20 protein-coding genes are annotated in these 23,444 nt (G+C 38.7%); 16 read left to right on the forward strand and 4 right to left on the reverse strand.

Annotation, left to right across the window (positions count from 1 at the left end; translation table 11 throughout):
* The 15 genes from asnB (at window position 1) to GRFL_RS11885 (ending at window position 18,019) form a co-directional block, all read left to right on the forward strand.
* Window positions 1-1,710: an asparagine synthase (glutamine-hydrolyzing) gene (gene asnB, locus GRFL_RS11815; RefSeq protein ID WP_083644817.1), complete on the forward strand. Its 1,710-nt coding sequence runs from the start codon at window positions 1-3 to the stop codon at window positions 1,708-1,710.
* 472 nt (window positions 1,711-2,182) lie between these two features.
* Window positions 2,183-3,571 (forward strand): UDP-glycosyltransferase, encoded by a 1,389-nt coding sequence (locus tag GRFL_RS11820; protein WP_083644818.1) that lies wholly within the window; start codon window positions 2,183-2,185, stop codon window positions 3,569-3,571.
* Window positions 3,568-4,377 (forward strand): sulfotransferase, encoded by an 810-nt coding sequence (locus tag GRFL_RS11825; RefSeq protein WP_083644819.1) that lies wholly within the window; start codon window positions 3,568-3,570, stop codon window positions 4,375-4,377. Before GRFL_RS11820 ends, GRFL_RS11825 begins: the two co-directional genes overlap by 4 nt.
* 3 nt (window positions 4,378-4,380) lie before the next feature.
* On the forward strand, window positions 4,381-5,553 hold the full coding sequence (locus tag GRFL_RS11830; protein WP_083644820.1) for a glycosyltransferase family 4 protein: 1,173 nt from the start codon (window positions 4,381-4,383) through the stop codon (window positions 5,551-5,553).
* A 211-nt stretch (window positions 5,554-5,764) separates the two neighbouring features.
* Window positions 5,765-7,297, forward strand: coding sequence for a glycosyltransferase family 2 protein (locus GRFL_RS11835; protein WP_083644821.1), 1,533 nt, complete (start codon window positions 5,765-5,767; stop codon window positions 7,295-7,297).
* Complete coding sequence (locus GRFL_RS11840) at window positions 7,297-8,280, forward strand: glycosyltransferase family 2 protein (RefSeq protein WP_083644822.1); 984 nt, start codon at window positions 7,297-7,299, stop codon at window positions 8,278-8,280. Before GRFL_RS11835 ends, GRFL_RS11840 begins: the two co-directional genes overlap by 1 nt.
* 4 nt (window positions 8,281-8,284) lie before the next feature.
* Window positions 8,285-9,346, forward strand: coding sequence for a glycosyltransferase family 4 protein (locus GRFL_RS11845; RefSeq protein WP_083644823.1), 1,062 nt, complete (start codon window positions 8,285-8,287; stop codon window positions 9,344-9,346).
* Window positions 9,339-10,250, forward strand: coding sequence for an FkbM family methyltransferase (locus tag GRFL_RS11850; RefSeq protein WP_083644824.1), 912 nt, complete (start codon window positions 9,339-9,341; stop codon window positions 10,248-10,250). Before GRFL_RS11845 ends, GRFL_RS11850 begins: the two co-directional genes overlap by 8 nt.
* On the forward strand, window positions 10,250-11,059 hold the full coding sequence (locus GRFL_RS11855) for a class I SAM-dependent methyltransferase (protein ID WP_083644825.1): 810 nt from the start codon (window positions 10,250-10,252) through the stop codon (window positions 11,057-11,059). Before GRFL_RS11850 ends, GRFL_RS11855 begins: the two co-directional genes overlap by 1 nt.
* Complete coding sequence (locus tag GRFL_RS11860; protein ID WP_083646112.1) at window positions 11,056-12,192, forward strand: glycosyltransferase family 4 protein; 1,137 nt, start codon at window positions 11,056-11,058, stop codon at window positions 12,190-12,192. Before GRFL_RS11855 ends, GRFL_RS11860 begins: the two co-directional genes overlap by 4 nt.
* Complete coding sequence (locus tag GRFL_RS11865) at window positions 12,189-13,241, forward strand: glycosyltransferase (protein ID WP_083644826.1); 1,053 nt, start codon at window positions 12,189-12,191, stop codon at window positions 13,239-13,241. The genes GRFL_RS11860 and GRFL_RS11865 overlap by 4 nt, the downstream gene beginning before the upstream one ends.
* The gene (locus GRFL_RS11870) at window positions 13,238-14,605 is read left to right on the forward strand and encodes an O-antigen ligase family protein (protein WP_083644827.1); all 1,368 of its coding nucleotides are present in this window, start codon (window positions 13,238-13,240) and stop codon (window positions 14,603-14,605) included. Before GRFL_RS11865 ends, GRFL_RS11870 begins: the two co-directional genes overlap by 4 nt.
* Entirely contained in the window at window positions 14,559-15,575 is a 1,017-nt protein-coding gene (locus tag GRFL_RS11875; protein WP_083644828.1) for a glycosyltransferase family 4 protein, read from the forward strand. The genes GRFL_RS11870 and GRFL_RS11875 overlap by 47 nt, the downstream gene beginning before the upstream one ends.
* A complete protein-coding gene (locus GRFL_RS11880) occupies window positions 15,572-16,582 on the forward strand; it encodes a glycosyltransferase family 4 protein (RefSeq protein ID WP_158091632.1) in 1,011 nt (336 codons plus the stop codon). The genes GRFL_RS11875 and GRFL_RS11880 overlap by 4 nt, the downstream gene beginning before the upstream one ends.
* Window positions 16,583-16,624: 42 nt before the next feature.
* Entirely contained in the window at window positions 16,625-18,019 is a 1,395-nt protein-coding gene (locus GRFL_RS11885; protein WP_083644830.1) for an exopolysaccharide biosynthesis polyprenyl glycosylphosphotransferase, read from the forward strand.
* A gap of 1 nt (window position 18,020) precedes the next feature.
* Here the strand turns inward: GRFL_RS11885 and lnt are convergent, their stop codons facing one another.
* Entirely contained in the window at window positions 18,021-19,619 is a 1,599-nt protein-coding gene (gene lnt, locus GRFL_RS11890; protein ID WP_083644831.1) for an apolipoprotein N-acyltransferase, read from the reverse strand.
* A gap of 133 nt (window positions 19,620-19,752) precedes the next feature.
* Here lnt and GRFL_RS11895 point away from each other — a divergent pair, with 133 nt between their 5' ends.
* On the forward strand, window positions 19,753-20,493 hold the full coding sequence (locus GRFL_RS11895; RefSeq protein ID WP_083644832.1) for a CDP-alcohol phosphatidyltransferase family protein: 741 nt from the start codon (window positions 19,753-19,755) through the stop codon (window positions 20,491-20,493).
* On the opposite strand, the gene GRFL_RS11900 is transcribed toward GRFL_RS11895, so the two are convergent.
* Genes GRFL_RS11900 through GRFL_RS11910 form a run of 3 tightly spaced genes read right to left on the reverse strand, consistent with a single transcriptional unit; the run spans window position 20,458 to window position 23,435 of the window.
* Complete coding sequence (locus GRFL_RS11900; RefSeq protein WP_083644833.1) at window positions 20,458-22,332, reverse strand: asparagine synthetase B family protein; 1,875 nt, start codon at window positions 22,330-22,332, stop codon at window positions 20,458-20,460. The two genes, GRFL_RS11895 and GRFL_RS11900, sit on opposite strands and share 36 nt — an antisense overlap.
* 4 nt (window positions 22,333-22,336) lie before the next feature.
* Window positions 22,337-23,077 (reverse strand): LPS export ABC transporter ATP-binding protein, encoded by a 741-nt coding sequence (gene lptB, locus GRFL_RS11905; protein ID WP_083644834.1) that lies wholly within the window; start codon window positions 23,075-23,077, stop codon window positions 22,337-22,339.
* Window positions 23,078-23,081: 4 nt separating this feature from the next.
* Window positions 23,082-23,435, reverse strand: coding sequence for a carboxymuconolactone decarboxylase family protein (locus tag GRFL_RS11910; protein ID WP_083644835.1), 354 nt, complete (start codon window positions 23,433-23,435; stop codon window positions 23,082-23,084).
* Window positions 23,436-23,444 lie beyond the last annotated feature (9 nt).

The raw sequence follows: 23,444 nt of genomic DNA on the forward strand, positions 1-23,444 counted from the left end.
ATGTGTGGGATCGCGGGAATAATAGGTAGCAGATACAATATAGAGGATCTCAGGAAAATGCTTAAAAGTATCAGGCACCGGGGGCCAGATGCTTCCGGGATATATCATAACGGGAAGTGTCTTTTGGGGCATAACCGGCTTTCGATCATTGATCTTTCCAAGGAAGCAAATCAACCATTCAGCGATACCAGCGGCAGATATCAGCTAATTTTTAATGGGGAAATTTATAATTATAAAGAATTAAAAGCTGAGATCGGCGGCAGGTACGATTTTAAAACCAGTTCTGATACCGAAGTTCTGCTGGCAACCTATATCGTCTTCGGAAAAGACTGCCTAGAAAAGCTGAACGGAATGTTTGCTTTCGCCATTTGGGATAAAGAAAAAAAAGAATTGTTTGCTGCCAGAGACCGGTTCGGGGTGAAGCCCTTCTATTATCACCAGGCGGGAAAAAAGCTGATTTTCGCCAGTGAAATAAAAGCTATTCATAAAGTAGCTAAAAAACTTCCTGATGAAAAAACCTGGGCAAACTATTTCTGTTATGGTAGTTACGGAAGCCGGGATACAACCTTTTATAAGGATATTTTTCAACTACCGGCAGGGTATTTTCTGGAATATAAGTCGGGAAAAATTCAAAAATATCAATGGTATAATTTTGAAGAACGAATAAAAGAAAGGTCATCTGATTACGGCTCAGAGTCGGAGGTTAAAAGAAAATATCTAGAATTACTTGAAGACTCCATAAAACTACGATTTAGAGCTGATGTTGAAGTTGGCTTTAACCTGAGCGGGGGAGTGGACAGTTCCCTTTTGTTGGCACTGGTGAATCATTTGCACCCAAACCATAATATCAAGGCCTATACCTTTTATACAGGGGATAAGCGATATGATGAATTGCCCTGGGTGGAAAAGATGATCCAAAAAACAGGGAACCCACTTGAAAAGATAAAATTGAGTTTAGAAGAGGTTCCTGAATTATCACACACAACAACTATTTTCCAGGATGAGCCTTTCGGCGGGATACCCACCCTGGCCTATTCCAAAATATTTAAAAAAGCTTCTGAGCAGGTTATCAAAGTTTTACTTGACGGGCAAGGAATGGATGAACAATGGGCAGGATATGACTATTACAGCCATACCAATAATACACTAATTCAGGGAAGCAAAAATGAATCTCCTTTCCGCCTTAATGTATTGAGTCAAGATTTTAAAAGACTGTCGGAAAAACCCCAATATCCTACACCATTTTCTTCAGGAATTCAGAACAAACAATACCGGGATATTTTTTATACGAAGCTTCCAAGAGCACTGCGTTTTAACGACCGGATATCGATGGCCTATTCCACAGAACTGAGAGAACCTTTCCTGGATTACCGACTGGTGGAGCTGGCTTTTTCCCTGCCCGACAGCATGAAAATAAAAGGTAATGTGCATAAACATCTTTTACGGGAGCTGGTGAAAGATTATGTGCCTTTCGAGATCGCGGAAGCACCTAAAAGAGCTTTGCAGACCCCGCAGCGCGAGTGGCTGGGAAATGAACTCAGGATTTTTGTTGACCAGCAAATAGAGAAACTACTTAATTCTGAATTTTCCGAGTGGTTTGATGCCAAGGTTCTTAGGACGGAATGGGAAGCTTATAAGAACGGAAAACAGGAGAATAGTTTTTATATCTGGCAGTGGGTTAATTGTAGTTTAGTGGTTAGTGGTGAATAGTGAGAAGTGAATAGTGAGTAGTGAGTAGTGAGTAGTGAGTAGTGAGTGGTGAATAGTGAATAGTGAGTAGTGATTAGTGAGTTGTGTTGAGTGTTTTTAATTCAGAGTTTGTTCCTTCGACTCCGTTCAGGGTGACAGGTGTATGGTTTAATAAGATTAGCCTTCATGCAACCAGATTTTACTTGACCTATTTATTATAAGTTTTTCTTTATTTAAAGGAGAGTCGAAATAAGCGTGTCTTGCGTAAATTTAGTTTGAGGAGTCGTTTGGAAAGCTAAATTTTCTCCAGGGTACTTAGGTATTACTCAGGACAGGCGTTAAAAATTCTTGACGCTGGTAACGCATTATACTTGCAAAAAAGAAAGGTTCTATGACGGTCTTAGCCTGACGAGAAAATTCGGGATTGGCTTATGGTGTAAGCTCTTTAAGTTCTCTAAATTTTTATCTTAGCCCAAATAATCATGTAATTACCTTGGAGCAGAAAAAAGTCCTTGCTATCATTCCCGATGGCGTTAGCCTTCGGAATTTTCTATTCACCGATTTTCCAAAGAAAGCAAAACAAGCAGGATTGGAGATCGTGTACTGGAATGCAACCCCTTATAATATTAAAGCTGACGGCGAAAAGGAAATAAAATTAAGGCCAAAGCCAAGGGCGATCACCGATGTATACAAAAGGGCCAAGATCATTTCAGAGCTCAATCATTTTCGTGATAAATTCAATGATGCGGTTTACGAAAAATATAAGTTTCCCGCATCTACCGAGGGCTGGAAGAACAAGCTTAAAAATCTTATTGTTTCCCGTTTAAGTGATACCTACACCGGGGAAAAAGGATTGAGGGTGCTGCGAGAGAGGATGCAAAATTCCGAAAGGAAATCAGCCTATTATAAGGAATGTATAAAAGTACTGAAGAGGGAAAAGCCAGACCTGGTATTTTGTGCCAACCAGCGACCTGTAAACGCGATAGCACCAGTTAGGGCAGCAAAGGATCTGGGGATTACTACAGCGGGCTTTATTTTCTCCTGGGATAATCTGCCGAAGGCGACCAAGGTAATCGAAACCGACTTTTACTTTGTATGGAGCGATCATATGAAGAACGAATTGCTAAGGTATTATCCTTACCTAAAGGAAGAGCAGGTGAAAATTACCGGTACCCCCCAATTTGAGATCCATTGTAAAGAGGAGGTCCTACTCGAAAAGGAAGTATTTTTCAAGAAGTATGGACTGGATACCGAAAAAGAATACCTGTGTTTTTCAGGAGATGATTTGACTACCTCTCCGCATGATGAAGTTTTTTTAAGAGACGTGGCAGAAGCAGTTCGAAATCTGAATAGAAAAGGAGAAAATCTTGGGATCATATTCAGAAGGTGTCCGGTAGATTTTTCAAGTCGGTATGATAAAGTATTAAAGGAATATTTAGATGAAATTACGGCAATTGATCCCGAATGGAGCGGAGGCCATAACAGCTGGGATGCGGTGATGCCCACCAGGGAAGATATGATCCTGCAAACGAATATCATCGAACACAGTTTCATGGTCATCAATATCGCCTCGTCTATGGTTTTTGATTTTGCCGCGCGGAAGAAGCCCTGTGCCTATATTAATTATGTTCCTGAAGTTAATAACTTAAAAAAAGATGTTCGTGAGATCTATGATTATATACATTTCAGGTCTATGGAAAATAGAGCATCGGTTTATTGGATCAATTCCAAAACAGGTATAATTGAAGCCATTCAGCATATATTTAAAGGAGAAACCAAAGTTGTTCTTCAAAATACGCTACAGTGGTTTAATATTATAAATCTTAATCTTTGCGAAAAAGCTTCGGAGCAAATTTGCGATAAAATAAAATCTCTCAGATGAGAAAGCAGGAAGAACAAAAAATTATTTTTCTAAATTCTTATTTACCAAGGACAGGACATAATTTTGTATCAGAAGCCTTAAAAGTTTTTACCGGGCATCAGGTTTTGATTCACAATAAAAGTGAAACCAGATTATCCACTATACTTAGAGAGTTCTTTAGTATCTATGACAAACAGGTTTTTTTTGAAACAGATAAAAAGTTTCTGGAGCATTTATTTATAAAGGATCTGAGAGAACGTATTCTTGAAAAGTCTAATTCAGAATATGTGATGATCAAAAACACTTCTTTTTTAGGTGTAGATCAGTTATCCCGTATATTTCCTAACGATATACATATAATTCTTTTAAGGGATCCTGCAAGCGTTTTTAATTCATTGCTCAAGGGAATGCGGTTTAACAAAAAAGGATTGAGGGATAAGGTCAAGAAAATGGGGGTCTTATTGGGGGTCTATCCTTTTTACTATAGTAGGAAACTCAGTAATTATGTTTTGGAAAATTTACCTGATTTAGAAGATAAAATAGTATTACGATATGAAGATCTGGTAGAGTTGAAAAAAAGTAATCTGGAAGAGTTGAAAGACCTTTTCGGATGCGACAAGGAAATTAATGATATCAAAAAAGAAATTAGCTCCATCGAGGTAATCAACTCCTCTTTTACAGAAGAAACCGGCGCTAGTCATATCTGGGAACAAAAACCTAAGACTAAAGCTTTCGATCCGGTTAAGAGAAAAGGCCATCCGTATTTAACCCGAGTGGGTGTTAAGCTCGGGAGTAGAAAATTGCGCAAAAAATTTAACTACATATAGCCTATGCATATAGCTTATCTCACCCCTGAATATCCTAATCAATTTTGTACGGCTTCCGGCGGACTGGGAACCAGCATTCAGAATATGGCTGAGGCTTTGGTTGCAAAAGGTGTGCAGGTGAGCATTATTCTATACGGGCAGGAGATCGAAAAGCATCTAAGAGAAAATGATATTCAGTTTTATTTTATCCAACAACAGAAATACAAGGTCACAGGCTGGTACCTGTATCGAAAATATCTTGAAAGGCGGATCGGTGAAATCGTCAAAAATAATCAAATCGATTTGATCGAAGCTCCAGACTGGACAGGAATTACCGCGTTTATGAAACTGGATATACCCCTGGTGATCCGCATGAATGGTACCGATGCTTACTTCTGTGCCCTGGAAAACCGCAAGCAAAAATTCAAAAACCGGTTCTTTGAGCGAGATGCTATGAAAAGAGCTGATAGTATTCTGGCTGTAAGTGATTATACGGGTAGAAAAACCATGGAAATTTTTAATCTCGAGCGAAACTATGAGGTCATTCCAAATAGTATTTCCATAGAAAATTTTAAACCGCCAGAAAACAGGTCTGATTCCAACCGAATCCTTTATTTCGGAACGCTTATACGTAAAAAAGGCGTTCTCGAACTGGCAGCGATCTTTAATGACGTAGTAGAGCAGCAGAAAGAGGCGAAACTCATATTCGCGGGAAGAGATGTTGTAGATGTTTTTGAGCGGGTATCAACGCTAGAACTATTTAAACAAAAGCTCTCTAAAGAAGCGGCCAAGAGGTTTGAGTATGTTGGATCACTGGATTATGCGATGGTGCGAAAAGAAATCGAAAAGGCAAGCGTGGTAGTGCTACCAAGCTTTGCCGAAGCGCTGCCCATGACCTGGCTGGAGGCCATGGCTATGGAGAAAGCGCTGGTTACTTCTGATATTGGATGGGCTCCGGAGGTGATGGTCAACGGCGAGACCGGATTTACCGTAGACCCTAAAAATCATCATTTATACGCGGAAAAGATCTTGCAACTATTAACAGATAATAAACTATCTGAGAAAATGGGAAAAGCAGCGAGGAAAAGAGTCATTGAGAAATTCTCAACGGAAGTGGTAGTGGAGAAGAATATTAAGTTTTATCGAAAAGTTATAAGCGGTAAGTTAGAGTTCAGAGTTCAGAGTTCAGAGGTTTGAACTGGAGATTCAAATTTCTGATTCATATTGGGATGAAGAGACTGATTCGGTCACTATGTTTCCTCACAGTGACAACAATCCGACGGCACTTAGTATGGCTTTGGAGTTTATTTATGGTAGTGAATGGTGAATGGTGAAGAGTGAATGGTGAGGGTGATTGTGGATAGTAGTATAGCTAAAAAATAGTACATTTGACCAAAGCCGTTTCAGAATGATCATTCTGCTTCATAGCAATGCCAGGAAATTTATTAAAGCTACCATGGATGATAAGGTTTTGCTATTAAAAAGTGATTCTCTAACCGGGGCTTTCTGGGAGCTTGCTGAACATTTTCCTCAGGAACTACTCATCTGGAAAGATCAGGATATCCATACTGAGTTGGCAAATAATTTTGAAAAGTGCTTTGAACACGAGCTAATCATGACCAGCTATGCGGTGAAAAGCCAATATATTCCTGACCAGATCGGTTATATTGATCAGCTGCCGTTTTTGAATCCAAGGTATGACGTAAAGTATCCGACCTGGAGAATGAGTACAGATATTGGAGGTATATTCGGGAAAACTGTTCTACAATTTAAGGAGGTATTTCGAGAAATTATCGATTTCGGGTATCTATTAAACTCTATTGGCAAAACCGGCCAGCAGAATAGTCTTTTTTGTTATTCCAACCCAGGCCTTGCAGAGAAAAGACAAATCAAAAAACTTAAGTTTAAGGGGGGAGACAGGGAGTTATTTAGTTTTGTGGGACAGTATTACAAAAAAGAATGGCTTTGGGTCTTATTTTTCTGTATGTGGAAGTATGAAAAAAGGCTACCTGTAGTTTCTATGTTGCGAGGTTTTAAAAGGAAGTCTTATTTAAAAAAAAGAGTGCATCTTCCTATTGAGGATATTCAGCGAAAAAATAATTTTGATTTTTCTAACAGTATCGATGTAATCATTCCAACACTGTTCCGAGCCGGGCATGTGCAAAATCTTTTAAACGATCTTAGTGAGCAAAGTCACCTTCCCAAGAAGGTGATCATTGTGGAGCAGGATCCAGATCCAAATTCAAAATCACAACTCGATTTTTTAAATAGGCAATGGCCTTTTCCAATTGTTCATCATTTTGTACACAAAACAGGAGCCTGTCATGCCAGAAACCTGGCCATGCAATCGGTCAGGTCTGAATATATTTTTTTTGCTGATGATGACATCGAACTGGAAAGGGATCTGCTGGAAAGAAGTCTAAGAGAGATAAAAAGGCTGGATGTGGGCTGTCTCAATCTGAATTGCCTTCAACCCGGACAGAAAACAGTTTTCCATAAAATAAAGCAGTGGGGAGCATTTGGTTCGGGAACCTCGATTGTGAAATCGGAGTATGCCCTCCAATGTCGATTTTCAGAATTCCTGGAAAAGGGTTTCGGGGAAGATATCGATTTTGGATTACAACTAAGAGCTAAAGGATGTGATATTATTTACCATCCAGAACTTAGCTTTATCCATTTGAAGGCGGCCAGAGGCGGCTTTCGAGAAGTCATGCAAAAGCAAGATCAGGAAAAGGAAAAACCGAAACCTTCCCCTACGATGATGTACCTGGTGAAATCGTCTTATAACAGCATTATGCAAAAAGGTTATAAGGCTTCTCTTTTTCTTAAATATTACAGGAATCAGAAGATTAAAAATCCTATTCGTTATTTTGGTGTCATGCAGAGACGCTGGAAGCTTAGTGAAAAGCTTTACGAGGAACTTCAGAAAAGCAGAGCTTAATGAAAAAATTAACCGATGACCTTAGCTTTAGCCTGATCATTTGTACCTATGAGAGGGATACCAGTCTGAAGCGCTTACTTGACTCGGTACAAGAACAGCGTTTGTACCCGGATGAAATTCTAATCATAGACGGATCGTATAGTAAAGAAACCGAAATAATGCTGGAGGAGCATTCGTATAAAAACCTGAAATATTTCAGAGTGGAGGAAGAGGACAGAGGCCTTACCAAACAACGAAATTATGGAATAAAAAAGAGCAGTGAGGTTGCTATAATCTGTTTCCTGGATGATGATATCGTACTGAAACCCGATTATTTTCAGCAGCTGATCCAGACTTATCAATTAATACCGGAGGCGATTGCGGTAGGAGGCTGGATAGAGGATGAAACAGCATGGAAAACTGTACCAAAAGAGTATCAACCAGCGTATGATGAATTTGTGATTGACGGTTATGTTCGCAAATTGGGGCAGCGAAATGTGCTACGAAAAAGACTAGGGTTATTATCAGATAAACCGCCAGGGTTTATGCCTGAATTCTCCCATGGTTTTTCGACGGGATTTTTGCCTCCATCAAACAAAATTTATGAAGTAGAATATTTTATGGGTGGAGTTTCCTCCTATAAAAAGAAAATTTTTGACAAGCTAGGATTTTCACCCTATTTTGAAGGGTATGGGCTTTATGAGGATATGGATTTTTGTCTAAGAGCGTCTAACTATGGTAAACTTTACCTAAATACTGGAGCAAGAGTAAAACACCTTCATGTGGAATCTGGCAGGCCGAATCATTATAAATACGGACAGATGGTGGTGAAAAATGGAAAATACGTCTGGAAGCTAAAATATCCTAAGCCAAGTTTTAAAGCGAGACTAAAATGGTATAAAATTTCATTCTTACTAGCTTTTATAAGGTTAATCAATTATCTGCAGGGCGATAAAGCCGGATTTCGAGATTTTAAAGGAAGACTTAGCGGATTTTTAAAATAAAAAAATGAAAACAGTATTCATTGCCTTTACTTTAAAAGATTCTTCAGTCGCTGAATTTTTTACCGCTATATCTAATCGACTAGCACAAGATTATAAGGTTATAATCATATCTTATCAAACCGAAAAACATTCATTACCACTTGATCCGCAAATTGAAACTATGGAATGGCCTTCTAAAAGGCCTACAAAGCTAAAAGATCTATTTTTTATAGGAAGGCTGGTTTATAAGTACAAGCCTTTTATGATGATCTCTAATTTTGCCGCTGTTAACTTTTTTTTACTTACGGGTTTTTTGTTTGGTATAAAGAAGAGAATCAGCTGGTATCACACCCATTCTTCGGCTCATATTACCGAAAATAAGTTCAATTTATGGCGAAAGAGTATGATATATAAACTCGCGACTAAAATTGTGACAACCTCAGCAGCAGCAAAAGAGGATATTTCAAAACATTATAATTTAAAAGAGAAAAAAATATCTATTTTACCGAATGCCGTCATAGAACCTAAAATTATTAAAGGCGATATAGACCCTCTAAAACTAATATTTGTAGGGAGACTGCATCCAGCCAAAGGATTTGAAGTACTAATTAAAGCACTTCCCAAGGTAATTCTAAAGTATCCTCAATTGAAGGTTGAAGTTCTTGGGGGAGGACCGCAAGAGATTCAAAAGTTTACTAAAATGGCTAAAGATTTAAGTGTCTTAAATCATTTAAATTTTAAAGGTTTTACTTCAAAAAATAAATTTATAGAGGAACTGGCAAAAGCATATGTTTGTGTTGTTCCTTCTTATTTTGAAGCATTTTGTTATGTGGTTATCGAAAGCTTTTCAGTGGCGACACCAGTTATAGGATCTGATACTACAGGTGTTGCAGAAATTATCGAAGATGGAATTAGTGGTTATTTATTTCAGCCTGGTAATTATATTGAATTAAGTGAAAAATTATTAAAACTTTTGGATAATCCCAGACAGAGAAAAGAAATGGCTGCAAATACTTTTGATACATTCAAAGATAAATTTGAATTATGTAAGATTGTAGAAAACTTCATGGAACTAACAGATGCTTAACAAATCTCAGGTTAAAAATATATGTTACTTTTTACCTCCTATTTTGTCTCATCGGATTCAAAATAAGCTCTATCCTACTGCTGATTTACAAAAGGAGTCTTTTACTTTCCTTTCAAAATCTATAAACAATACCAAGCTTTTTGGAAATTCGAATGATTTTATAGCTGCCCAATTCTATTTTCATGGGTATTTTGAATGGAGAAATATAGTTTTAATGAAAGCCGTATCTCAAATATTTGATGGAGTCTGTCTGGAAATAGGAGCCAATATAGGCACGGAGACACTTTCCTATTCCAAGTTTTTTGAAAAGGGTGTTTTTGCTTTTGAACCCGAACCAAAAAATTTTTTAAAATTGAAAGAGACAAAGGATATAAATAATCTTGTAAATCTTAAGATTTTTCAACTCGGTGTTTCAGATAAGGAAGAGAATCTAGAGTTCAAAGTTTCTGAAGCTTCCAACTCAGGTACGGGTTACTTTTCAAAACATTCAGGAGATATGAACTTGAAACTCATAAAGCTTGATGATTTTTTCAAAGATAGATTAGGAAGCTGCGCGGGGATGGTTATCGATGTTGAAGGTTTTGAACTAAAAGTATTAAAAGGAGCTTCAGAAATAATTAATGAGTTTCAGCCGGTTATTATTTTAGAGGTAAATCCATCTTTAATGAAAGAAAGAGCAGATGAAGGATTGGAAGAACTTGTCGCATTTTTTGACAAAAAGGAATATGTATACAGACAAATTTCTGCACTAAATCTAAAAAAACTAAATATCGAAAATTTTAAAAAACAAACTCATGTAAATTGGATAGCAATTCCGAATACCAAAGAGTTCTTGTTTCGAAAGTTTTCCCGGTTATTATGGATGAATGCATTCAATCCTTTTTTTAAAAAATTTATTTTTTAGTGAATTTAGATCAAGAAAATATCAATAAACGACAGAAAGAATTCTATCAAACTTTTGAAAAGAATTTTGCAACTAAAATCTGGTACTCACTACGAAACGGCATTCTTACAAAATTCCGTAAGTCGGTAGGGATTGAGAAGGTCGTAGTGCAGCAACATTATGAGTGGATTGGAGATGTAAAAGATAAAAAAGTACTTGACCTAGGCTGTTTTCAAGGAAATTCATTGAGCATGTATCTTGCCCAGAATTCTTCAGAATATATAGGAATCGATCTTAGTGAACCCGCTATTGATCATTTGAACTCCCGACTTAAAAATATTACTACAGCCAATGCCTATGCGGTGGATTTTCTTTCTGAAGAATTTAAAGAAAAAGATTTTGACCTGATCTATGCCTATGCCGTGCTGCATCATTTTAAAGATGTGGATGAATTGATTTCAGTCTTAGATAGCAAACTTGCTAAAAATGGGAAGATTGTCAGTTATGATCCAACTACAACAAGTAAACCGGTATGGCTTTTAAGAAGCCTTTACCGACCCTTTCAGAGTGACAAAGACTGGGAATGGCCGTTTACAGAAAAAACTATTAGAAAATTCGAAAAAGCTTTTAATATCCTGGATAGACGAGGAACTCTTGGACAATCGAAGTGGTTCTTTTGGATGAATTTCTTACCTATGTCTGAAGAAAAAAGAATCAGAATAGGAAAAAAATGGCATGAGGAAGACTGGGAAAAATCACAACGGTCAAGAAAGCGTTTTTTAGAGTGTATGCAGGTAAGTTTATTCATGGAAAAAAGATCAGAAAAATGAGATTTTCGGTATTCACTCATGCCGAACATTATTTTTACGAAGGACTCATCTATTCTTATGGGCCTTACGTGAGGGAAATGAACTATTGGATCTCAGAGTTTGATGAAATACACATCATAGCCCCTTTTACTGAAAAAAAGCCAGAAAAGATTGATACTGCCTATCATCATTCAGATATTCAGTTCAAAAATATTCCCAATTTACATTATAAAGAAAATCCATTTTTTCAGAATCTTAGAAAAAGTTTTTTTGTGCTGCAGAGTTGTTTTAGGGGAATGAAGAATACAGATCATATTCATTTGCGCTGCCCCGGGAATGTGGGGATGCTTGCTTTGCTCGTTTCTTCTTTATTTCCAAAGAAGCCAAAGACCATAAAATATGCCGGCAACTGGGATCCAGAAAGCGAACAGCCTTTAAGTTATCGTTTTCAAAAATGGTGGCTTTCGAATACTTTTCTCACTAGAAATGCAAAAGTTCTGGTCTATGGAAATTGGGGAAATCAAAGTAAGAATATCATTCCATTTTTTACGGCCAGTTTTTCTGAATCGGAAAAAATACTGGAGGAAAAACATTTCAAACCACCCTTCAGATTTCTTTTTTGTGGCAGTTTAGTAGAAGGGAAACGTCCACTTTTGGCAGCTGAAATAATTCATAATCTTTATAAAAGCGGATTTGAAGTGAGCCTGGGTATGTATGGAGACGGACCAGAAAGGATTAAGATTACAGGTTATATTGAAAATAATGATCTGGAGGAGGTCATTAAATTACATGGGAACCAGTCCCAAGAGACTTTAATAGAAGCTTATAAAGAGGCACATTTCTGTATTTTGCCATCAAAGAGTGAAGGCTGGCCTAAAGCACTTGCCGAAGGTATGTTCTTTGGATGTATTCCGATTGGAACCGAAATTTCCTGTGTGCCTTGGATGCTCGGGAGAGGTTTACGCGGGATCCTTATTCCTTCTACTTCCTACAGATCTTTTTATAAAGAGGATATTGTTCTCAACACGAGTAATAAAATAAGTGAGTTACTCAAAGACGGGAAGGAAATGAAACTGATGTCGAAAAAAGCACAGGAATGGAGCCAGAAATATACCTTGGAGAAATTCAGAAATGAAATTCATAAGCTACTATGAATATACTTCAGCTTATAGATACTTTAAATCCCGGAGGAGCGGAAAGAATGGCCATAAATTATTTTAAGGTTCTTAAAAAGCATACCGAGAATTCTCTTTTAGTAGTGACGAGAGAGAAAGGTTTGTTAGCTGAGGGGATAAGTAATGATCCTGGTTTTTATTTTCTTGAGAAGAAAAACACTTTCGATCTAAAAGCTCTCTGGCGATTTAAGAATATTCTTAAAAAAAATAAAATAGATATTGTTCATGCCCATGGAACTTCGTGGTTCTTTGCCGTGCTATGTAAAATAAGCGGAAGCGATTTTAAGCTGATCTGGCATGATCACTATGGAAATAGTGAATTCCTGAAGGAGCGTCCTGTTAGAGCACTTAAGGCACTTTCAGGATGTTTTGACGGGATCATCTGTGTTAACCAAGCTTTGAAAGAATGGAGCAAAAACAGACTTCAGTTTAAAAAAGAACTTGTCTTTCTTCCAAATTTTGTTCTGGAAGAAGAGACAGGTGCAAAGAATTTAAGGGGGAATGAGGAATATAAGTTAATCACGGTTGCTAATTTAAGATTGCAAAAAGATCATTTGAATCTTCTAAAAGCATTTGACCAGCTCAATGAAAGATTTTCGGTCTCCCTGCATTTATTTGGATGCGATTACCGGGATGCCTATTCAGAAATGCTTAAAAGGGAATTTGAAAAACGAGAGCAGGTGTATTACTATGGAGAGGTAGCTTCAGTAATTCCCTATTTAAAATCTGCAGACATCGGAGTTCTTTCTTCCCGATCGGAAGGTCTTCCGGTAGCATTAATAGAATATGGACTTGCCGGTATTGCCGTGGTGAGTACAGAGGTGGGTGAGGTGAAAAATATGATGAATGATCTTGCTAAATTAGTGCCAGCTAATAATAGCATTGCATTATCAAAAGCTATAAGTGTCTATCTGCAGAATTCTGAAGCCAGGAAGAATGATGCCCAGCTCTTAAAGAAACGAATAAAAGAATTATATTCGGAAGCGAGTGTTTTAGATGAATATCTAAATTTTATCCCGAAGTTTTGAAAGATTTCAATTACATCAATAACCAGTTCTATATCCGTATGCTGTTACTGCATATCGGGTATGGATTTGTGATCTATCTCTTCCCAAGTCTAGCTAAGATTATATTGATGGGAATCATGGCTTCTTTCCTGTTTGTGATCATCGACCGAAAAAATAAAGGGAACGAAGCACTCATGGCTGCTGCCTACATAGCCGGAGGAGAGGTCTTTTTTAGACAGACCAGTGCTGTAGTTTTCTATGAAACGGGAAAATATGCAGTCATTCTTTTTTTGCTTATTGGGATGTTCTTTAAGGGAGCTTCTTCCAAAACGGTTCCTTACTGGCTTTATCTCTTAATGTTATTTCCCGGGGTAGTGGTGGCATCTATGACCATTAGTTACGATGGAGACTTCAGAAAACTTGTGGCTTTTAATATTAGTGGTCCTGTATGTCTAGGAGTTTCAGCTCTTTATTGTTATTATAAGAAGATCAAAAGGGAAGATTTCCAACGAGTATTGTTAATGATGTTAATGCCTTTAGTCGCACAAATGATGTACCTGTATTTTTACACTCCAAGCATGGATGATGTTCGGATTAGTCTTTCAGGGAACTACGCTGCTACTGGAGGATTTGGACCCAATCAAATATCCAGTGTCTTAGGGTTGGGAGTATTTTTATTATGTACACGCTTGTTTTCCATTAGGGATCGACTTATTAATACTATAGATATGCTACTTCTGATTATGATGGGGTATCGAGCCTTAATTACATTTTCAAGAGGAGGAGTGCTTACCGCGATTGTTTGTGTAGTATGTTTTTTAATCTTTTTTTATTACAAGCAAGATGCCAAACGAATTGAAGGTACCAATATTCGAATATTTGCTATGGGAGCACTATTTCTTGTGGTATGGTTCTTTTCATCCATGAAGACTTCAGGTTTAATTTTTAATCGTTATACTAACAGAAATGCTGCAGGAGAGTTAAAAGAAGATATTACCACCGGAAGAGTTGAAATTATAGAAACTGAACTTACGGCATTTTATCATCATCCTATTACCGGTATTGGGGTAGGAAAAGGGAGGGAGTATAGAAAAGAACATTTAGGAATAGGAATTAATACCCATAATGAAATCAGTCGTTTGCTTTCTGAACATGGAATTCTTGGGATAGTTGCATTATGTATCCTTATATTTGTACCGATAGTTTTTTGGTTCAAGTTTCAAAATAATTACTATTTTCTCGCTTTTGTAGCGTTCTGGTTTTTGACGATTAACCATTCGGCGATGAGAATTGCCCAACCAGCTTTCGTATATGGACTTGCATTATTATATATCGTAGATGAAAAAAAGAATCCTGTACATAGGAAACGACTTGCAAGTCAATAGTTTTACCGCTACTTATATTTCATTTTTCAGTAAAATGCTGCGTAAGGAAGGCTATACGGTTCGTACAGCTTCCACCAGGAACAATAAAGCTTTAAGATTGGCTGAAATGCTGGCATTGATCGCTCGATATAAGAAAAGCACCGATATCGTTTTGATCGATACTTATGGCGCCATGAATTTTTACTATGCCTATCTCGTTGGTCAAGCTTGTTCCCTTCTGAAACTGGAGTATATCCCCATTCTTCATGGCGGTAACTTACCGGAAAGACTGGAAAATTCACGAAAATTGAGCAGAAGCCTTTTCGGAAATGCGAAAATGAATGTCGCTCCTTCTCATTATTTATTCGATATTTTTCAGCAATATGGGTTTCAGAATACGCAAATTATTCCGAATTCGATCAATTCTGAAAATTATCCGTTTGAGGAACGTACGCAATTCAGCCCACGCTTGTTATGGGTAAGGCGTTTTCAAAAACGTTATAACCCTATGATGGCTTTGCAGGTTTTGCAAATCATTCAGAAAGATTTTCCGCAGGCCAGTATGTGCATGGTGGGGCCGGAAAAAGACGGCAGTATGGTGGCTTGTAAGAAACTGGCAAAAAAGCATCATCTCGATGTTAAATTTACAGGAAAACTGAAGAAAAAACAGTGGGCAAAACTGAGCAGGAACTATGATTTTTTTATCAATACCACCTCCATCGACAATACACCTATAAGTGTGATCGAAGCCATGAGCCTGGGATTGCCTGTTATTAGCACCAATGTTGGCGGAATGCCTCAACTTATTGAAAATGGTAAGGACGGGATTCTTGTCCCGGAAGAGGATCCGGAAACTATGGCAAGGGAAATAGTAAAATTACTACAGGATCAAAAAGAAGCCGCCAGGCTTGCCCGGGCAGCGCGGGAAAAAGTAGATGCATTTGATTGGAAACAGGTTCGCGAACAGTGGAACAGGCTTCTTGCCTTGTGAAAAACATTTTGTACATAGGTAACCGGCTGGAAAAATCAGGAAAAACTCCTACCAGTGCTGACGTTCTTCCCGGCAAACTCCGAAAAGAAGGATTCAGTATAAAAGTGGTTTCCAGTAATCCGAACAAATTTTTACGCCTTCTCGAAATGATTTTTGCCATTTTCCGATTAAAGAATTGGGTGGATTTTATCATTATCGATACGTACAGTACTTCCAATTTTTGGTATGCGGTGACCTGCGGAAAAATAGCCTATTTTTTGCGAATTCCTGTAATTTTTCTGTTGCATGGGGGCAATCTTCCAACTCGATTTTCCCAATCTTCTCCGGCTGTATTAAAGATTTTCCGAAAAGCTCATCGTCTCGTTGCGCCTTCGGAATACCTCTTTAAAAATTTTCAAGATTTCAATTTTCAAAATCTGAAAATGATCCCTAATTCCCTGGAACTTGAAAATTATCATTTTTCTTCACGCTTTTCTGAAATTCCGCATATTCTATGGCTTCGTGCCTTTGATGAAACCTATAATCCTGTAATGGCCCTTGAGGTTTTTAAAATTGTTCAGAAAAAATTTCCAGATGTGACCATGAAAATGCTTGGCCCAGATAAAGACGGAAGTTTACGGCGAATTCAGGCAATTGTCCAAAAAGAAAATCTCTCTATAGAACTACCGGGAAAATTGTCCCGTGAAAGCTGGCTACAGTTAACGCGCGAATGCAATGTTTTTTTGAACACCAGCAGGATAGATAACATGCCGGTTAGTGTTCTGGAAGCGATGGCCTTAGGTTTACCGGTGATTTCTACCAATGTTGGCGGGTTGCCGTATCTTATCGAAAATGGAGAGAATGGTTTACTGGTCATTTCCGGAGATGCTGAAAAAATGGCCGGGCAGGTGATAAAAATTTTTCAGGATGAAAACCAGTATAGCACCTTAGTGCAAAATGGTCGGCATACCGCCGAGCACTATTCTTGGCAAAAAGTGAAAGGGTTTTGGTTGGAATTACTTGGGTAATTATTCTATATTTATCCCCGAGCCTTTCGAAATCAGCCAGCCATGTCGCAGAAACCCCTTTTCCACTTTGAGGTATCCGAGCGAAAACTCCTGCTTCGGTTGTTTGATGCTGTCGCTGTGTTATTGACGCTAGCCGTGGTGGGGGTGATATTTCAGTTTGATTACTTCCGCATAAATGGTGATAACTGGGTGTGGACCTTCGTGTTGGTGGTTTACCTGAATTTTTTCGCCAATGTATTTGAACTTTACGATCTTCAGAAGGCTGATCGGTTTGATACCGTCGTGAAAAATATCATTTTAACGACCAGCCTGGTCGTGCTATTTTATATTCTCACGCCATTTTTTACGCCCAGCTTACCAGAAAACCGACTCCAAATCATCTTTTTCTATCTATCCATTTTAGGAGCATTGCTGTTATGGAGGTCTTTGTACGTCAGTCTCATTTCATCTCCGCGGTTTTACAAAAGAGTGCTGGTCGTGGGAGATTCTTTTGATATTAAATTGATAGCGCAGGCTCTTCAGAAGTCTGATCCCAATTACGTGGTGGTGGGTTATATCAATACCGATTACAGTATTAAGACGAAGCTGGATAAAGAGGACCTGATTCGGTTTGAAATTGAGGAGTTTGATGAAGCCATTAAAAAGCATCATATCAATGAGATCGTAGTGGCGAGTGCCTACCAAAAGGGCCTTATGCTCAGCCTTTATAATAAATTAAGCGACCTGCTGAAAGCCGGTTTCCCGATACGTGATTATACGCAGGTTTATGAAGAAATCACACATCGTATCCCGGTTCAGAACGTGGATAAGGATTTCTATAAGTATTTTCCGTTTAGCCGAAGCAACCAGAATAAGTTCTACATCTTTATTTTCCGTATTATCGATATTATCGTTTCTATCTTCGGAATTATTTTCGGGGTCTTTTTCATCCCGATTGTCGTTATTGGGAATCTGGTGGCAAATCGGGGAAAACTATTTTATTTTCAGGAGCGCGTAGGGAAATACGGGGAAGTATTTAAAATTGTGAAACTGCGTACAATGATCAAAGATGCAGAATCTGAAGGTCCTCAATTTGCTCAAAAAGATGATTTTCGGGTCACCCGCTTCGGAAGATTTCTTCGACGGTCTCGAATAGATGAAATTCCCCAGTTTTACAATGTTTTGATGGGCGATATGAGTCTCATAGGTCCACGGCCAGAAAGACCAGTTTTTGTCAAAGAATTGTCAGAAATGATTCCTTTTTATGATACGCGGCACGTGGTAAAACCCGGGCTAACAGGTTGGGCTCAGGTAATGGCCAATTATGGCGATAGCTTTGATGACAGCCTCGAAAAACTTCAGTATGATTTGTATTATATCAAACATCGTGGCGTATTTCTCGATCTCAACATCATCTTGAAAACGCTTAGTACCGTCATATTTTTCCGAGGCCAGTAGATTAAATTCCCGGGCGATTCCGGTGATATTTTATGATCGCGAACAGAAAAATGAAAATGGCCAGAAAGCTGGCAATTCGAGATAGGTAATTCCCGTACCTATCGTAAAAGGTCAATTCCGGATTGATTCCAATTTGCCCTGTAACCACTCCAGTTTTTTCATAACCCAATTCGGAAATGACATCTCCACGACCGTTTATGATTGCCGAAATCCCCGTATTAGCGCTTCGGGCAACATATTTATGACTTTCAACAGCACGAAGCCGGGCGTAGCTCAAATGCTGCCTGTGGCCCTGGGTATCGCCCCACCAGGCATCATTGGTGATAATGCTTAAAAAATCAGCTCCATTTTTCACATAATTTGTCACGTATTCGCCGTAAACCGACTCATAGCAAATGATTGGTGCAGTAGCGAGGCTATCTTTGAGGTAAAAAACCTCACGATCTGGCTGAGTGGTTTTCATAGCCACAGTTCCGCCAAGGTCGATCATAATATCTCCCAGCAGAGGTTTTAAAATATCCTGATAAGGGAAATTTTCAACTCCTACCACCAGTTTCGATTTGTTGTAAATTGGAATCGAATCCTGGTTATTTTGAACAAAAAACGCGGAATTATAATCATCATACCAGTCCATTGGACCAATCTGGTTGGATTGCTTCTGAACCTTTGAAGGGTCTGCGAATCGATCGTACAAAGAAATTCCACCTAAAAATGAAGGTTTGGACGCAAGTTTGCTGATCTGGCTTCCAAAGTATACCGCTTCAGACCTGTTGAAATTGGTAAGTCGCGTACCATCTGCAAAAACCGTTTCCGGAGCGAGGACCAGGTCGGTGGAATCGGTGATATGGTCTTTCGTGAGTTTCAGCAATAATTGGCCAATTCTGGAATCGGTTGTATTGTATTTTTCGGTGTACGGATTGATGTTTGGTTGCAGGATCAGCACATTGATTTTTTCTTTTGGCTCCTCATACTTGTAATATTTCAGTAAGGAAATTCCGATAGGGACAAGAATTAAGAGCACTAGTTTCAGAATCCCTCTGAAAATAATTGGCTTTTCCTGAAATTCATGATAAAGCAGGATGCTTCGGAAAATAGTTAAATTTACCAACCAGATCCACAGGGTGCCGCCAAAAGTACCAGTTATATCGTACCACTGCACCCAGCTGATATATTCTGAAAAAACATTTCCGAGGTTGAGCCAGGGCCAGGAAAAATCCCAGTTTAGGTGAATTTGCTCAAAAACCATCCAGATACAGGTAAGAAAGGTTGCTGCAGCCCCAAAACCCGTGCGTTTTGCCACGATATGATACATGAGGAAAGCAAAGCTCATCAGGAGTGAATTGACCAGGATGGCGAAAGCCCCGCCGAAAGGTGTGGAAAAATAGATCCAATATGTGGTAACGAGATTCCAGATAAAAAAACTGGAGTAAGCAACCCCGAAAACCTTGAGTTTTCCATGCTTTTTTGAAAAATTCCTAATCCTGAATTCTGCTAAGAGCAATGGGATGAAAGCGAAAAAAATAAGTAGTGGAAAACCGTAAGTTGGCCACGAAACTGCTAGTAAGAGGCCGCTCGATACAGCGTATAAAAAATTTCTCATGGAATGCAATTCTACTCAAAAATAGGGAAGTTTGAAGGATTCGACAGCAATAAGGCAGCTACTCTAACAATAATTTTAGAGGAAATTGCAGGCAAAAGCTTAGATTAGTGTTCAAATTGAAAAATCTTCAGAATTGAAAAAGCACATTCCGAACTTTATAACGCTACTGAATTTGTTAAGCGGCTGTATTGCCATCTTGTTCGCTGTAAAGGGAAACCTGGTGATGGCAGCGGTTTTTGTTGCCGCTGGGATATTCTTTGATTTTTTTGACGGATTGGCAGCCAGGAGCTTAAATGTTAAAAGTGATGTTGGCCTTCAATTAGATTCGCTGGCCGATGTGGTGACTAGTGGTGTTGTGCCGGGAATTGTGATGTATCAGTTGATGAGCAGGGCTTTACTGAACAGTGGAGAAACCGGCAGGGACTGGACCTTTAGCGGTATGGAATTTCCTTTTGAGCCTGTGGCATTAATTGGCCTGTTCATTACCCTTGCTTCAGCTTTGCGCCTGGCCAAATTCAATGTAGACGATCGTCAAACCGATTCATTCATCGGGTTGCCAACTCCGGCAAATACCCTCTTAATCCTGAGCTTACCGTTGATCCTGACCTTTCAGCCGTCACCATGGATTTCTGCCCTGGTTTTGAATATCTGGGTGTTAATGGGGCTTACAGTCTTAAGCTGCTATTTGTTGAATGCGGAATTACCATTGTTCGCCCTGAAATTTTCTGACTGGGCATTTGCGAAGAACAAGATGCGTTATTTCTTTTTGATTGCCTGCCTGGTGCTTATCATACTCTTAAAGTTTTTGGCAATCCCCGCGATCATCCTGCTGTACGTTTTACTTTCTGTTTTTCAAAATAGGAGTAGGGTCTAATTTCTCGGATATTAAATTTAATTGAAGATTTAGCTGAACGCCGCTCATAATGTCCATATTTGCGAAAGGCCAGGCTTTCATATCTTTCCTTTTCTCAACCAGGTTCTGGAATGTCTCTGCGTATTCATCGGTTAGCGCATTTTTCGAATAATAATCCTGCATATTATCAGAAACTTCTGGCTGAAAGTATATGTCTGCCCAGTTCATACCCTTGAAAAATTTCGCTCTTCCGGTTTTACTCTTGGAACTCATCAGTTTTTTGGTCAATAGATCATCTATTTTAGATCGAATTCCCCACCATGGAATTTTCAAAAAATCTGGGGTGGAAAGCGGAATTCCCGGAAACTGACTTGTAGGAACCTGCCCGAGCTTTTTTAGTTCAGGAGTATTTTTGAATAGTTGGTTTGCGAAACGGTAATAAAGCCGGTCGTTAGGATGAATGTAACTGGTAAGCCTGAGTAATTTGGTCGACATTCCGGGACTGAAGGCGTAGAAATGCTCATTGCAGATCAACACTTGCTTAGAAAGCTCTTTCCGGGTGAAGGTGTACCAAGAAAATAGCTCGTCGAACAATTCTAGATAGGGTAAGTGATGATTTTCTATACGTGTAAAAATTTCCTCAATATCTTTTTTAGTCGCTTCGAAAATCTCTTGTTTATATTCTGAATAGCGTAATTTTTTAAACCAATTATCATCGAACCAGCCCAGTAATTTCTGCTGTTTGATCTTTTTCCACTGTTGAAAATTTTCATCTGTGGCCGGTGTCAATGGAAAGTTTTCTTTTCGAATATAGTGTGAAAAGAAGCTCTTTTTTCTGAAAGCTTCGGAATTAAAAATTTTAATATTTCTTGCTGGCAGACCTTCACACAGTTCCCCTAATAATAGAGGTTCCTTTGAAGCCTGGGTGACATTAGTGAGGATTTCTAACCAGGAGTTAAGCTTGACTGATTCAGTTTCTTTTACGAAGTTTTGTAGAACTCTTTTTTGCGGAAAGAAAAGTTCCAAATCCTGAAAACAGGAATACCTGGCGCCTTTAATTTTAGCAAGTTTTCCTGCCACTTTTGATTCATAATTTTTAGGATTACCAAAAGTGTAGGCATGAATCTTTTTGTTCTGAATTGCTCCTAGGGCAATGCGGCTATCCATTCCGCCACTGAGAGCGATGTTGACATTTTCTGAAATCTGAGTACACAGTGAGACTTCTTTTTTATACTGGTTCCAGTATCGATTGATATCCTTCTCAGATCTGCTAACAGATCCTATCTCTTGGTAGAGCGTATCATCATATTCTTTGTTGGTGATAATTCCCGAGGGGTTTTGGAATACTATTTTTTCTCCGGGTAAAATAGCCTTGCAATTTTTTAGAATGGTTCTGGAGCCAATATTTTCGAAATTTGGACCGATTGCCCTTTGCATGATACCCGCAGGGTCGTTTTCAATTTGGAACAATCGACCTAAAAGGATAAGGTTGTTCGAGATTGCAAAATTTTCCTCTTTCTGAAAATAGTATAATGGATAAACGTTGGTAAGATCGGTGAAAATCGCAATTTCGGATTGCTCATGGTGAATGGTAAATCCTGAAAAACTTCCCGTTATGTTTTCGGGTAAAGGCCAAAAATGGTAGGCAGATTGAGAAGCCTTTAGGGAGCTTTCATAAGAATCTTTTACATCTTCGTCATGAAGGTATCCATCAATAACTGAAAAAGTTTCTCGATCTTCAAAGATTCTGGAAGGATCATTAATTAAAAGAAATCCAGAAGTCAGTTGGTGGTAAGAAAGATTTTTAAAGTCATCTACTTTTGATGCATCCAGAACGGTGGTAGAGTAGATGAAATTCATAGAATCAGGTAAACAATTTCTTCTTTCTTAATTCAAAGTTCTGGCCCAGATATACTTTCCGAACCATTTCGTCTTCTGCGAGTTCTTCCGGAATACCATGCTTTAGAATGCTACCCTCAAACATTAAATACGTTCTATCGGTAATAGCAAGGGTTTCCTGTACGTTGTGGTCTGTGATCAGTATTCCAATATTTTTGTTTTTCAACTGGGCCACAATACGCTGAATATCTTCCACCGCAACAGGGTCTACACCGGCGAACGGTTCGTCCAGAAGGATGAAATTTGGATCGGTCGCCAAAGCGCGGGCGATTTCGGTTCTTCGTCGCTCCCCACCACTTAGCAGGTCTCCGCGGTTTTTGCGAATATGATTTAATCCGAATTCTTCGATGAGCGATTCCATTTTCATTTCGCGTTCTTTTTTGGAGAGTGTCGTGAGCTCCAGGACGCTCATAATATTATCCTCAATGCTCAATTTTCTAAAAACCGAAGCTTCCTGAGCCAGATAGCCAATTCCATTTTGAGCTCTTTTATACATCGGATATTTGGTGATATTGATCTTGTCGAGGATAATATTTCCACTGTTTGGCTTTATAAGCCCTACGATCATATAGAATGAAGTAGTTTTACCCGCACCATTAGGACCAAGCAGACCCACGATTTCTCCCTGGCTCACTTCCAGGGAAATACCTTTCACTACATCTCTTCCTTTGTAGGTTTTGACCAGTTGATCTGCTCGTAATTTCATACTGCTATTTTTCTTCAGTTTCTTCTAAAGCTTCCCAATATTCAAATGCGCGTCTTAAATGAGGAATTACGATGGTTCCTCCAATTAAAGTGCCAATACTTAAGGTTTCCATGATCTGAGCCCTTTCCACTCCTTGTTCGTGACTGGATTCCAGATGATATTTCACGCAGTCATCACAACGAAGTACCAGTGAGGCCACAAGGCCCAGAAGTTCTTTGGTTTTTTTATCCAGAGCACCTTCCGCAAAGGCATTCGTGTCTAAGTTAAAAATCCTCTTTAAAACCTTGTTGTTTTCAGCCATGATTTTATCATTCATCATAGCCCGGTAAGAGTTGAATTCATCAACTTTATTTATCATAGCAATATT

The sequence above is a fragment of the Christiangramia flava JLT2011 genome (assembly GCF_001951155.1).
In the GTDB taxonomy this organism is placed as follows: Bacteria; Bacteroidota; Bacteroidia; order Flavobacteriales; family Flavobacteriaceae; genus Christiangramia; species Christiangramia flava.